This window comes from Rhodoglobus sp. GW821-FHT12B09, assembly GCF_058809925.1.
Map to the genome: position 1 here is coordinate 307173 of NZ_JBXATB010000001.1, position 12280 is coordinate 319452.

The following is a 12280-nucleotide window of genomic DNA, read 5'->3' on the forward strand; positions in this document are numbered from 1 at the left end:
GCTCGTCTGCGTGTGGGTCGTAGTGTGAGGCCATGACCGCCGTCATCGTGATCCTCGCGCTCGCCGCCGCCATGGTCGGCCTCGCGCTCCTGGCGCGGCGCGCCCGCCGTCGCGGAACGGCCGGCTCGGCCATCGCGGGCGCGATGGCCGCCTACGACGAGGGGATGCACGGCACCGCCCACGACGCGTTCGTCGAGATGCAGGAGGCCGCCGAGCGGGTGAAGCCGGCGGAGGCGCCGGACCGTCCCTAGCGCGGCGAGGCTGCGTACAGGGAGAGGTTGGTCCAGTCGACCTGGATGTTCGTCGAGGTGGGCCCGCCGGAGAAGCTGCGGTCGCCGGCAACGCACGAGATGGCGAAGCTAGCTGCGGTCGGCTCGACCGTCACGCCGCCCTTCTTCAGAACGGCCGTGGAGACATGGTCGAAGTAGATGGTGACGAGGTCGTTGCCGCAGGTCACATCGTCGAACGGGCCGAGGTTGGTGACCGTCAGGCTCGCGTAGGCAGAGTACGAGTAGGTGCCGGGGCTGAGGGGAATGCTGCCGAGCATCATCCTGGTGCCGTCGATCGGAAGGATGACCGACCCGGACGCGGGTCCGTAGGTGATCGCAGCGGGCAGGCTAGTCCCGGCTGCACCGGTGGCGCCCGTTGCCCCTCGAGGTCCGGCGGGCCCCGGGACGCCCGTGTCGTCGCCCGCTGGTCCACGGGCACCGGTCGAACCGTCAGCGCCCTTGGTCCCCGGCGTGCCGGTCGGCCCCACGGCGCCGGTGGTTCCATCGCTGCCGTCCTGGCCGGCCTCGCCGGACTGGCCCTGAGCGCCGTCGTACCCGGCGAGGACCGAGTTCGACACGCCCCATGCGGTGAGGGCAGATGCGCCCACGCCCACGACAACGGAGCCGACGATGATCCAGAGCAGTTTGGTGAACGCCACGAGGGCTCTCTCTTTGCGGACGAAGCTGCTCCGTTGGGGTGAGCCTAGTGGTGAAGGGGCTCGATAGGCGCTGTTTAGAGCCGCGGCATCCTGGTGAGTCCGCTGCGCTCGCGGTTTCGGTACCAGTGCACCGCCGCGAGCGACACCAGGATGAACGGCAGTGCGGCGGGGGAGAGCATCGAGAACTCGAAGATCACCGCGAGGCCCTCGACGCCGACCACGGCTATCGATGCCGTGAGCACGCTGCTGGCGTTGAGGTAGACCCACTGCATCACGGCGGCGCGGAGGGCGGCGATGGCGGCGGGCATGATTCGAGCCTAGATGGGGCGGCGACTCCGGGTCTTGTCGATCGCGAGCTTCGCGTCCATCCCCACCAACCGTTGTGAGATCGTCCTACAAACGGTGAACGTTTCCAAGCATGCCGCGCTGCACCACGAGGGGATGACGGGATCCCTACTGAGCCGGCAGAAAACCGCGGAGCACTTTTGTGGAGGGGATGACGGGAATCGAACCCGCGTAGTCAGTTTGGAAGACTGAAGCTCTACCATTGAGCTACATCCCCGGAGCACGAGCGATCACACGCCCGACTGCCGAGGAATACCTTACCCGACTCCCTTGCACGATGCCGTCGCGCCATGGGTGCGCGCAGCCGTCAAGCTGTGCCACTCTTATGCATCCCTGCACTTCTTCCCTTGAAGGACCCCATGAACAAGCCCTCCGCCGGCGAGCGTTTCCGCTATTGGTTCGACAACTGGATGGCGAAGGGCACGATCGCCCTGATCTCCCTCCTCGGCATCGCCACGGTGGTGCTCGTCCTGGTGGTGTTCGGGCTGGTCCAGCTGTTCACGCTGTTCGGCTTCTACCCGAACAATGACGACAAGACCGACCCGCTCGACACGCTCTGGGGCAACCTCATGCGCACGCTCGACCCGGGAACCATGGGCGGTGACACGGGATGGCTCTTCCGCCTGTTCATGCTGATCATCACCATCGGCGGCCTCATCATCGTGGCGAGCCTCATCGGCATCATCTCCGGAGCGTTCGACAGCAAGGTCGAAGACCTCCGCAAGGGCCGCTCGAAGGTGCTCGAGAACGACCACACGCTCATCCTGGGCTGGAGCCCGAAGGTCTTCCCGATCATCAGCGAGATCGTGATCGCCAACGAGTCCCGCGGAAAGTCGTACATCGTCGTCCTCGCCGACAAGGACAAGGTCGAGATGGAGGACGAGATCCTCGCGAAGGTCGGCAAGACCGGCAAGACGCGAATCATCTGCCGCACCGGCGACCCCATGGACCTCACGGACCTCGACGTGGTGAACCCGTACGGCGCGCGCAGCATCATCCTGCTCGCCCCCGAGGGAAGCCCGGACCCGGACTCCGACATCATCAAGACCGCGCTGGCGCTCACCAACAACCCCAAGCGCAACCCGGAGCCGTACCACATCGTCGGCGAGATCGAGCACGAGGGCAACCTCGAGGCCGCCAACCTGGTGGGCCGCGACGAGGCGCACTGGGTGCTCGGCACCGACCTCATCGGGCGCATCACCGTGCAGAGCTGCCGTCAGAGCGGCCTGAGCGTCGTGTACTCCGAGCTGCTCGACTTCGACGGTGACGAGATCTACTTCACCGAGCAGCCGTCGCTCTACGGCAAGACCTACTTCGACGCGCAGCTCGCCTTCGCCGACTCGTCGGTCATCGGAATGGTCAAGGGCGGCGTCGTGCAGCTCAACAGCTCCGACGACGCGGTCTACGAGTCCGGCGACCAGCTCATCGTCATCGCCGAGGACGACAGCACGATCAGGATTGCGACTCCGGGCACGCCGGACGCGGCATCCGTCAGCTCGAAGAAGGACCCGAAGGCCAAGCCGGAGCGCACCCTCGTGCTGGGCTACAACGCCGGCCTGCAGGGCATGCTGCGCGAGCTCAATGAGTACGTGCCCGCCGGGTCGGGCGTGACGGTGCTCGCCGATGTCGAGAAGCCGGACTTCCCGACGTTCGCGAACCTGAAGATCGAATTCAAGCGGGGGGATGCCACGAGCCGTGCGCTCCTCGACGGGCTCAAGGTCGAGACCTTCGACCACATCATCGTGCTCGCCTACCGCGAGACGCTCGACGCCCAGCGGGCGGACAGCAAGACGCTCATCACGCTGCTCCAGCTCCGCGACATCGAGGACCGCGCGGGCGTCGACCTGAACATCGTCAGCGAGATGCTCGACGACAGGAACCGCGAGCTGGCCGAGGTCACCAACGCCGACGACTTCATCGTCAGCGACAAGCTGATCAGCCTCGTGCTCTCGCAGGTCTCGGAGAACAAGAAGCTGACCGAGGTCTTCAACACCCTCTTCTCCGCCGACGGCCCCGAGGTCTACCTGAACGACGCCGCCCTGTACGTGGCCGACGGCGCGAGCGTCGACTTCTACACCGTGCTCGAGGCTGCCCGCCGCCGCGGCGAGACCGCGATCGGCTACCGCGTCGCAGCGGATGCCCGCGACTCCGCGAAGGCGTACGGCGTGCACGTGAACCCGCAGAAGGGCGAGAAGGTCTCCTTCTCCACAGGCGACAAGGTGATCGTGCTCGCTGAGGGCTGATTTATCTGTCATAAGAACACCCGCCACGGGTAGGTAGACTGACCAAGGCCTTTTTTCGGCCGTACTATCCGTGCGCGGGGCGTAGCTCAGCTTGGTAGAGCGCTCGGTTTGGGACCGAGAGGCCGCAGGTTCGAATCCTGTCGCCCCGACGATCAGAAGTTTTTAGACCACCGACAACAGGAGAACCACAACGTGAAGACCACCGTTGAGAAGCTGACCCCCACGCGCGTCAAGCTCAACATCTCAGTCACCCCCGAGGAGCTCAAGCCGAGCATCACCCACGCCTACGAGCACATCGGCTCGCAGGTGAACATCCCGGGCTTCCGCAAGGGCAAGGTTCCGCCGCAGCTCATCGACCAGCGCGTCGGCCGCGAAGAGGTGCTCAACCACGCCGTCAGCGACGGCCTGGACAAGTTCTACCGCCAGGCGGTCACCGAGGAGGGCATCCGCGTTCTCGGCCGCCCCGAGGCCGACATCAAGACCTGGCCCGAGGTCAAGGACTTCTCCGGCGACCTCGAACTGACCGTCGAGGTCGATGTGCGCCCCGAGTTCACCCTCCCGAAGCTCGACGGCCTCAAGCTGACCGTCGACGCCGTCGAGGTCTCCGCCGACGACGTGAAGGACGAGCTGGATGCCCTGCGCAGCCGCTTCGGAACCCTCGTGACCGTCGAGCGCCCCGCCAAGAAGGGCGACTTCGCCCAGCTCGACCTCGTCGCCAAGATCGGTGACACCGAGGTCGACTCGGCCACGAGCATCTCCTACGAGGTCGGCTCCGGCGAGCTCATCGAGGGCATCGACGAGGCCCTCGACTCCCTGAGCGCCGGCGAGAGCACCACCTTCGAGTCCGTGCTGCTCGGTGGCGACCACGAGGGTGAGACCGCCCTCATCAGCGTCACCCTGCTGGCCGTCAAGGAGCGCGAGCTGCCCGAGGCCGACGACGATTTCGCGCAGATCGCGAGCCAGTTCGACACCATCAAGGAGCTCAAGGCCGACATCAAGGAGCAGGTGGAGCGCTCCAAGACCTTCGGCCAGGGCGCTCAGGCCCGCGACCAGATCGTGGACGAGCTGCTGAAGTCCGTCGACATCCCCGTCCCGCCGAAGCTGGTGGAGGACGAGGTGCACCGCCACCTCGAGAACGAGAACCGCCTCGAGGACGACGTGCACCGCGCCGAGGTCACCGAGTCGAGCGAGAAGACGTTCCGCACCCAGATCCTCCTCGACTCGATCGTCGAGCAGGAAGAGGTCAAGGTCACCCAGAACGAGCTCACCACCTACCTCGTGCAGGGCGCTGCCCAGTACGGCATGGAGCCGGGCGAGTTCATCCAGGTGCTCGACAAGAACGGCCAGATCCCCGGGATGATCGCCGAGGTCGCCCGCGTCAAGGCGCTCGCTGTCGTGCTCGACAAGGCGAAGGTCGTCGACTCGAAGGGCAAGGACGTCGACGTGTCGGCGTTCACCGCGACGGCGCTCGGCGGCGAGAACGACGACTCCGAGGAGATCACCGCCGCCAGCATCCAGGGCACCAACGACGGCCACGACCACGGCGCCGCGAAGGACGGCCACGGCCGCAAGCCGGGCCACGAGCACTACGGCCACGACCACAAGTAGCTCTCAACTAGTGAAGGGCTGTTCCCTCGGGAGCAGCCCTTCACTCGTTCCTGGTCACCCCTGACCTAGCAGCTGCCAGTCGGGACCGCGTTCCATCCTTCTGACCATGTCGGCCCGGTACGGCAGTTTGCGCGCGAGCTCGAGGGCAGTGAGCCCCGCCACGTTCTGCACAGACAGATCGAGGCCCGGCTGCGAGAACCACAGGGTGGACAGCTCGGCGAGGTCGTCGTCGGTGAACTTGAGGTTCACCAGTTCGTGCGTGGGAGTGATGCGGCGGTCGTCAGCCGTGTTGATGTCAGCGCCCAGTTCGATGAGACGCCCGGTGAGTGCAACAAGCTGCGGAAGGTCGTGCTTCGTCTGGGAGAACAGGACGTGGAATACGTTCTGGCCCTCGGTCGTGGTCGCCTGCACATCGGCTCCCGCATCGAGGAGCTGGCTGGCGGTGGAGTACCGCTTCTCGAGGTCGCTGTCGCCCAGGGCCGCGAACAGGGCAGAGCGGGACAAGTTCACCATTCGAGTCTATGACTGCGGTTGGTGGCGGAGTCGGCACAAGCCGGGTCTACTGCGACGGAGGACCACGGATTCGTGGTCCGCTAGCCGGCCCGCGCTAGCTTGCTCGAGCGACCTCGGCGTCGCGGGCGGCGGTGGCGCAGTCGTGCGCCTGCTGCCAGGCGAACGCCATGAACGAGCTCGTCTCGATGGGCCCGGTCTCGCCGCACTCGACGCAGTAGGGCTCGTACGCGCGGAGCTCGCGGATGTCGATGTCTGCCATGCCTCCATGGTCACCCCGGCCACTGACATCTCGTCTCAGGCGCGCGGCGACCGCCCTAGTCGCGCGCGGCCAGCTCGATCGCGTAGCCGCGCACGGAGGCCGAGTACACCGGCAGGTAGTCGGCCAGGGCCGCCAGGGCGACGGATGCCGCATCCCGCTCGTCCCCGCGGCTGGCCAGCGCGAGCGCCAGGAATGCGGCCGCGGGCCCCGTCCACTCGTCGGCGGGATGCCCGTGCAGCAGGTCCTCGAGCAGCCGCACCGATTCGTTCGGCCGGCCCAGATTGCGCAGGGTGCTCGCGAGCTGGATCACGGCGCGAGGGAGCACGGCGCCGTCGAGGCCGAGCTCGATCGCGCGGCGGTAGAGCGGCTCGGCCTCCGACTCGAGGCCGGCGTAGTCGCGGGCGGAGGCGGCCTCGAACACGGCGGCCGGGTCATCCGGATCGCGCTCGGCCACCAGGTCGTCGATCGCCGCCAGCACGTCGTTCTCGGCCATCTCGCCGGCCGAGGCCCACACCGCCGACACGCGCTCGTACCAATCACCGGTCATGCCAGCCACGATAGACGCGCCAACGCTACCCGACTACAACGTCAGTCGAGTGCGACAGGCCTTGCGTGAGGAAGAGTGCGGCGACTTGCAGGACCGAGATCACCGCCCAGAGGATCAGCATCGCGCGAGTGCTAGGGCTGTTTTCTCGTAGGACTCGCAAGCGTGTGACCGCGACGACCGCCAGGCCTCCGACGAATGGCAGCAGGACGCTGGCTGTAACGAGCCCGAACCACCAAGCGATCTGAAACATCCTGCGGTGCATGGTTAGGATTCAGCGCCCGTTCTGCTGATTGTCCTGATCACGAAGTCGTCAACGTACACGGGGAAGCCGCTGACGACAGCCGAGACTCGGAAGTAGTAGCGATGGGTAATCGGACTTGAGGTCCAGGTGTTGCTTTCGGTGCATGATGTTGTCGTGATCGAGTAGCCGACGCCCCAGCCTCCGACATTGCACACGTGGGTTCCGGTAAGCCCGCCGTAGGTGCCTTTGGTCCAGACATAGGAGCCGTTGTAGTAGGTCGTGCCGGTTTGGGAGGTTCGCCAAGCACCAATCGCAGACTGTTTGCCCTGCTCCCATTGCTTACGCGTCACCGTTCCCGCCGCCACGACAGACCCGAGCGAGACGCCTTCCGGCGATCGAAGCGAGAGGTCCTCCACCGGGATCTCGCCGAGGGCCACGACTTGTTCGACGGATGTTGAGAACGACTGGGACGCACAATAGATCTTGTCAACTTGACCCTTGACCCGGGCCACACACTGCACGTCGTACTCGACTTCCCCAAACGTGTTCTCACCCAGCTTGATGGGGGGCCCAGGGGCTGCTGAAGCCGCGGGCGCGATCGATGCCGACAGCAGAATCGCCGCGACTATCGCCACTCCGCCTAGTAGCTTTCTCATGGGATGCTCCTCGCTGCTTTCTGAACCATACAGGTATGGTCAAGAGGATACCCTCATGTTCGATCCGTCCACCAGCCTTTCCCGCAGACGGCCCGCAACGCGCCCACTCTGCCCACGGCGAACAAGCCCGTTCGGATCAGTGCGCTCCGATAGATTCGTCAGCAGGTAACAACTGCAGTGCATCAACAGACATGGAGCGCATAACAATGGCCCAACCGGCATTGGTCTCGAGCATCTTCGACCAACTCCTCAAGGACCGCATCATCTGGCTTGGGTCAGAGGTGCGTGACGAGAACGCCAACGAGATCTGCGCGAAGATCCTGCTGCTCGCAGCGGAGGACCCGAAGCGCGACATCTTCCTCTACATCAACTCTCCCGGTGGCTCGATCACCGCGGGCATGGCCATCTACGACACCATGAAGTTCGTTCCGAACGACATCGTGACCGTGGGCATCGGCCTCGCCGCATCCATGGGCCAGTTCCTGCTCTCCTCGGGCACCAAGGGCAAGCGCTACATCACGCCCAACGCCCGCGTGCTCCTCCACCAGCCGTCCGGCGGCTTCGGCGGGACCTCGGCCGACATCCAGACCCAGGCCGGCGTCATCCTCGACATGAAGAAGCGCATGGCCGAGCTCACGGCCGAGCAGACCGGCAAGTCGGTCGAGCAGATCCTCATCGACAACGACCGCGACAACTGGTTCACGGCACAGCAGGCGCTCGAGTACGGGTTCGTGGACCACCTCCGCGAGTTCGCCTCCGACGTGGTCGGCGGCGGCGGCACCAACGACGAGATCTCGAACGCCGACGCGACCGGGAAGAAGGACTGACCATGAACGACTTCCAGTTCGGCGGCACCGCAAAGACGGCTGACGCCCGCTACATCCTCCCGACGTTCGAGGAGCGCACGGCCTACGGCTACAAGCGCCAGGACCCGTACGCGAAGCTCTTCGAGGACCGCATCATCTTCCTCGGCGTGCAGATCGACGACGCCTCGGCGGACGACGTGATGGCCCAGCTCCTCGTTCTCGAGAGCCAGGACCCGGATCGCGACATTGTCATGTACATCAACTCGCCCGGTGGCTCGTTCACCGCGATGACGGCGATCTACGACACGATGCAGTACATCCGCCCGCACATCCAGACGGTCGTGCTCGGCCAGGCCGCCTCGGCCGCCGCCGTCATCACCGCCGGCGGCACGAAGGGCAAGCGCCTCGCGCTGCCGAACGCGCGCATCCTCATCCACCAGCCGTCCGGCGGCTCCGAGGGGTCGAGCCAGGCGTCCGACATCGAGATCCAGGCGCGCGAGATCAACCGCATGCGCGAGTGGCTCGAGCAGACGCTGGCCGAGCACTCCAACCGCACAGCGGAAGAGGTGCACAAGGACATCGACCGCGACAAGATCCTGAGCGCGGAGGAGGCCGTGGAGTACGGCCTCATCGACCAGGTGCTCACCAGCCGCAAGAACCTGCCGGCGCTGACCGCGAAGTAGCAACGAGAAAGGCGGGTTGAGCAGGCCGTCCGCGGCCGTATCGAAACCAGGTTTCGATACGCGCGCCAGAGCGCGCTACTCAACCCGCCTTTTCTTATGCCCTCTTGCGGCGCGTCACCACGAGGAACGTGACGAGCCCCGCGACGAGCAGGGCACCGATGGCCCCGCCGATCCACAGGACGTCGGTCAGATCCGCGTTGGCCCGCTTCTCCGGGGGTGCGGATGCCACGGGCGCTGCCGCCTCGTTCCCACAGGTCGCCGCGGTCGCCGTGCCCTCCGAGGGCACGAAGTCCGCGGGCGGAGCCCACGTGAAGCCGATCTCACCGGAGACGGTGTGACCGTCCTCGGAGACGAGCTGCCAGAGCAGGGTGTAGTCCCCGGCCGCGCCGAGGGCCGCGGTCTCGGAGAGAGTCGCGCCCGCTACGGCGACGCAGCCGTCGCCGTAGTAGAGCCCGGCCGCATCCTTGACCTCCATGGCGAAGCCCGCCACCGAGCCCCCGAGCGTGAGGAGCGGGCTGTTGGTGGTCACCTCGAACTGCGCGGGCAATTCGGTGAGGGTCTCGCCTTGGGCGGGCGTGGACGAGACGACGTAGTTGTGCGCCTGCGCTGGGGCGGCGAACCCCAGCACAGGCACAGCAACCACTGCCGCGCCGACCACTAGTGCGGCGAATCGTCGCACGGGAGCTACTCGCCCACCTTCGTGCGGCGTCCCGCGATGACGATCACGAGGGCGATGACACCGAGGACGAGCCCGCCGATGCCGAGCACGCGGGCGAGCACGTCGTCGGATGCGGCGGAGACGACCTCGGCACTGGCGTGGTCGTCGTCCTCAGCGGCACCGCCGTGGTGGTCGGCCGGGGGAGCGTCGTTGACGTACAGCACGGGGGCGGGGTGCTCCGCGTCCTCACCGGTGTCGCTCCAGCTCACGACGCTGCCGTCGGAGTAGGTCTGGTCGACGGCCAGCACGATGCTGCCGGTGTCGGGCACGGGGCCGACCGAGAGCGGGAAAACACCGAACTGCGCCGAAGTGAGCTCCGACCCGGGCTGCGCCGTCCAGACCACCTTGGTCACCGCCTCGGTGACAGTGCCGTCGTCGGTCGTGATCGGGGTCGACAGCGTCGACGTGATCAGCTCGGTAGTCCATCCGGAGACCGGCACGTAGCTCACCGAGCCGAACGGGGTGTCCTCCGGCAGAGTCACCTCGATCTTGGTGGTGGTCGCGGTCGCCGACTCAGTGGGCACCTTGAAGTCGATCAGCGGGTACGACCCGGCCGCGGCCTGGTTCGAGGAGATGGTGACGTGCGCGCTCGCGGCGAGCGGTGCCGCGAGGGCGAGTGTGGTGCCGGCGGCGAGCGCGACGGCGGTCTTGGCAAAACGGTTCATGAAAGAAGTCCTTCGTTGATGAGTTGAGTGGTACTGCGAGTGGAGGGTGCTGCGGCTCTAGGCCGACAGCTCCACGGGCGGTCCACGGTGCCTCATCGACGACAGGAGGAGGGCGAGATCCCTCGGGAGGTAGCGGCGCTCGACGACGACCGCGGGCCGCGGGACGTCGAGGACGGGGATGACGACGAGCAGGAGCCGGGCAAGGATGAGCCGCGCGGTCCCGGCGACGCCCCAGAACGCCTGCTCGCCGAAGCGGAAGGCGATGACGGTGACGAGGGCGGCGACGGCGTGGGCCAGCCACATGGTCGGGCCGGCGTGGAGGTGCACGGGCGCGGCATCCATGGCGCCCATGTCGTGCTGGACGGCGACGGGCGCGCCGAGCCCGGAGAAGAGCGCGTGGAACAGGAACTGGCTCAGCCCGATGGATACTGCGAGGCGCCACACGGAGGGGGCGCGGCCGGTGAGGACTGTGCAGACCATCACCGAGATGACGAACGAGGCGCCCACTCCGAACCAGGACGGCGCCGCCCCGCCGGAGAGCCAGTGGGAGAAGGCGGCGACGAAGGTGGCCACGGCGGCAGCGCTGACGCCGCGCGCGACGCGTACCCACCTCGAGTCCATGGCTGCCTTTCTACTGCTTGTCGAAATTCTACGGGCAGCGAACCTGTCGTGCGGCACGCCGCGACATGGGGTGACTTGGTGCCAAAGACTGTCCCCGTATCGGGTTAGGCTCGACCAAGCCCGTCTTTTCGGGGCTTCAGCTGGGGAGAGGAACGTCGAGATGGCCAGGATCGGGGAGAGCGCCGACCTTCTCAAATGCTCGTTCTGCGGCAAGAGCCAGAAGCAGGTGCAGCAGCTCATCGCCGGCCCCGGCGTCTACATCTGCGACGAGTGCGTCGAGCTGTGCAACGAGATCATCGAGGAGCGCCTGGCCGAGGCCGGCGAGGAGACCTCGAGCGAGTTCGACCTGCCGAAGCCGAAAGAGATCTACGCCTTCCTCGAGGAGTACGTCATCGGCCAGGAGGCGGCCAAGCGCGCGCTCTCCGTCGCCGTCTACAACCACTACAAGCGCATCCGCGCCCGCAACACGATCACCTCGGCAGACGCCGTCATCGATGACGTCGAGATCGCCAAGTCGAACATCCTGCTCATCGGCCCCACGGGCTGCGGCAAGACGTACCTCGCGCAAACTCTCGCCAAGCGCCTCAACGTCCCCTTCGCGGTCGCGGATGCCACGGCCCTCACCGAGGCCGGGTACGTCGGTGAGGACGTGGAGAACATCCTCCTCAAGCTCATCCAGGCCGCGGACTACGACGTCAAGCGCGCCGAGACCGGCATCATCTACATCGACGAGATCGACAAGATCGCGCGCAAGGCGGAGAACCCGTCCATCACGCGCGACGTCTCGGGCGAGGGCGTGCAGCAGGCGCTGCTGAAGATCCTCGAGGGCACCGTCGCCTCCGTCCCGCCGCAGGGCGGCCGCAAGCACCCGCACCAGGAGTTCATCCAGGTCGACACGACCAACGTGCTCTTCATCGTCGCCGGCGCGTTCGCGGGGCTCGAGGAGATCATCTCCCAGCGCGCGGGCAAGAAGGGCATCGGCTTCGGCGCCCCCCTGCACAGCAAGGGCGACGACGTGAACCTGTTCGGCGAGGTCCTGCCGGAAGACCTCCACAAGTTCGGGCTCATCCCGGAGTTCATCGGCCGCCTGCCCGTCGTTACGACGGTCACGCAGCTCGACCAGGTCGCCCTCATGGACATCCTGACCCGCCCGAAGAACGCCCTCGTGCGCCAGTACCAGCGCATGTTCGAGATCGACGGCGTCGAGCTCGACTTCGACGCGGACGCGCTCGAGGCGATCGCGGACCTGGCGGTCCTCCGACAGACCGGCGCCCGCGGCCTCCGCGCGATCATGGAGGAGGTGCTCGGCCCGATCATGTTCGACGTCCCCTCGGACAGCGAGGTCGGCCGGGTCATCGTCACCAAGGCCGCCGTGCTCGAGAACGCCGCGCCCACGATCGTGCCGCGCAAGGCCGTGCGCCACGAGAAGTCGGCCTAGCCCGAGCCT

The 12280-nt window shown here is 66.6% G+C and carries 16 protein-coding genes and 2 tRNA genes; 7 read left to right on the forward strand and 11 right to left on the reverse strand.

The window, feature by feature from the left end; translation table 11 throughout:
* Positions 1-32: 32 nt before the first annotated feature.
* Positions 33-251 carry a hypothetical protein gene (locus AC1RTC_RS01575; RefSeq protein ID WP_493153699.1) on the forward strand — a complete coding sequence of 73 codons (219 nt, stop codon included), beginning with the start codon at positions 33-35 and terminating at the stop codon, positions 249-251.
* Here the strand turns inward: AC1RTC_RS01575 and AC1RTC_RS01580 are convergent.
* The 3 genes from AC1RTC_RS01580 to AC1RTC_RS01590 form a co-directional block, all read right to left on the reverse strand.
* A complete protein-coding gene (locus AC1RTC_RS01580) occupies positions 248-928 on the reverse strand; it encodes a hypothetical protein (RefSeq protein ID WP_493153700.1) in 681 nt (226 codons plus the stop codon). The genes AC1RTC_RS01575 and AC1RTC_RS01580 overlap by 4 nt on opposite strands.
* Before the next feature lie 74 nt (positions 929-1002).
* Positions 1003-1236: a hypothetical protein gene (locus tag AC1RTC_RS01585; RefSeq protein ID WP_493153701.1), complete on the reverse strand. Its 234-nt coding sequence runs from the start codon at positions 1234-1236 to the stop codon at positions 1003-1005.
* A gap of 180 nt (positions 1237-1416) precedes the next feature.
* A tRNA-Gly gene (locus AC1RTC_RS01590) sits at positions 1417-1490 on the reverse strand.
* Positions 1491-1632: 142 nt separating this feature from the next.
* Between AC1RTC_RS01590 and AC1RTC_RS01595 the strand changes: the two genes are divergently transcribed.
* From AC1RTC_RS01595 to tig, 3 genes are all read left to right on the forward strand, one after another.
* Positions 1633-3516 (forward strand): CASTOR/POLLUX-related putative ion channel, encoded by a 1884-nt coding sequence (locus AC1RTC_RS01595; protein ID WP_493153702.1) that lies wholly within the window; start codon positions 1633-1635, stop codon positions 3514-3516.
* 75 nt (positions 3517-3591) lie between these two features.
* Positions 3592-3665: transfer RNA gene (locus tag AC1RTC_RS01600), tRNA-Pro, on the forward strand.
* 43 nt (positions 3666-3708) lie between these two features.
* Complete coding sequence (gene tig / locus AC1RTC_RS01605) at positions 3709-5124, forward strand: trigger factor (protein WP_493153703.1); 1416 nt, start codon at positions 3709-3711, stop codon at positions 5122-5124.
* Between the two features lie 54 nt (positions 5125-5178).
* Here tig and AC1RTC_RS01610 read toward each other — a convergent pair whose 3' ends face one another.
* The 5 genes from AC1RTC_RS01610 to AC1RTC_RS01630 all read right to left on the reverse strand — a co-directional run bounded on the left by AC1RTC_RS01610 (position 5179) and on the right by AC1RTC_RS01630 (position 7605).
* The gene (locus tag AC1RTC_RS01610) at positions 5179-5634 is read right to left on the reverse strand and encodes an ankyrin repeat domain-containing protein (RefSeq protein ID WP_493153704.1); all 456 of its coding nucleotides are present in this window, start codon (positions 5632-5634) and stop codon (positions 5179-5181) included.
* Between the two features lie 97 nt (positions 5635-5731).
* Complete coding sequence (locus tag AC1RTC_RS01615; RefSeq protein ID WP_493153705.1) at positions 5732-5896, reverse strand: hypothetical protein; 165 nt, start codon at positions 5894-5896, stop codon at positions 5732-5734.
* 55 nt (positions 5897-5951) lie between these two features.
* Positions 5952-6443 carry a tetratricopeptide repeat protein gene (locus tag AC1RTC_RS01620; RefSeq protein WP_493153706.1) on the reverse strand — a complete coding sequence of 164 codons (492 nt, stop codon included), beginning with the start codon at positions 6441-6443 and terminating at the stop codon, positions 5952-5954.
* A gap of 264 nt (positions 6444-6707) precedes the next feature.
* Entirely contained in the window at positions 6708-7340 is a 633-nt protein-coding gene (locus AC1RTC_RS01625) for a hypothetical protein (protein WP_493153707.1), read from the reverse strand.
* A 136-nt stretch (positions 7341-7476) separates the two neighbouring features.
* Positions 7477-7605 (reverse strand): ALQxL family class IV lanthipeptide, encoded by a 129-nt coding sequence (locus AC1RTC_RS01630; RefSeq protein WP_493153708.1) that lies wholly within the window; start codon positions 7603-7605, stop codon positions 7477-7479.
* On the opposite strand from AC1RTC_RS01630, the gene AC1RTC_RS01635 reads away from it, so the two are divergent.
* Together AC1RTC_RS01635 and AC1RTC_RS01640 are read left to right on the forward strand one after the other, a co-directional pair.
* Positions 7547-8167: an ATP-dependent Clp protease proteolytic subunit gene (locus AC1RTC_RS01635; protein ID WP_493153709.1), complete on the forward strand. Its 621-nt coding sequence runs from the start codon at positions 7547-7549 to the stop codon at positions 8165-8167. The genes AC1RTC_RS01630 and AC1RTC_RS01635 overlap by 59 nt on opposite strands.
* 2 nt (positions 8168-8169) lie before the next feature.
* Positions 8170-8829 (forward strand): ATP-dependent Clp protease proteolytic subunit, encoded by a 660-nt coding sequence (locus tag AC1RTC_RS01640; protein ID WP_493153710.1) that lies wholly within the window; start codon positions 8170-8172, stop codon positions 8827-8829.
* Between the two features lie 94 nt (positions 8830-8923).
* Here the strand turns inward: AC1RTC_RS01640 and AC1RTC_RS01645 are convergent, their stop codons facing one another.
* The 3 genes from AC1RTC_RS01645 to AC1RTC_RS01655 are packed head-to-tail and all read right to left on the reverse strand — an operon-like array spanning position 8924 to position 10833.
* Positions 8924-9508, reverse strand: a complete 585-nt coding sequence (locus AC1RTC_RS01645) for a copper resistance CopC family protein (protein ID WP_493153711.1) — start codon at positions 9506-9508, stop codon at positions 8924-8926.
* Positions 9509-9513: 5 nt separating this feature from the next.
* Positions 9514-10212, reverse strand: coding sequence for a YcnI family copper-binding membrane protein (locus AC1RTC_RS01650; protein ID WP_493153712.1), 699 nt, complete (start codon positions 10210-10212; stop codon positions 9514-9516).
* A 57-nt stretch (positions 10213-10269) separates the two neighbouring features.
* Positions 10270-10833, reverse strand: coding sequence for a hypothetical protein (locus AC1RTC_RS01655; protein ID WP_493153713.1), 564 nt, complete (start codon positions 10831-10833; stop codon positions 10270-10272).
* A 160-nt stretch (positions 10834-10993) separates the two neighbouring features.
* On the opposite strand from AC1RTC_RS01655, the gene clpX reads away from it, so the two are divergent.
* Entirely contained in the window at positions 10994-12271 is a 1278-nt protein-coding gene (clpX, locus tag AC1RTC_RS01660; protein WP_493153714.1) for an ATP-dependent Clp protease ATP-binding subunit ClpX, read from the forward strand.
* Positions 12272-12280: the final 9 nt, after the last annotated feature.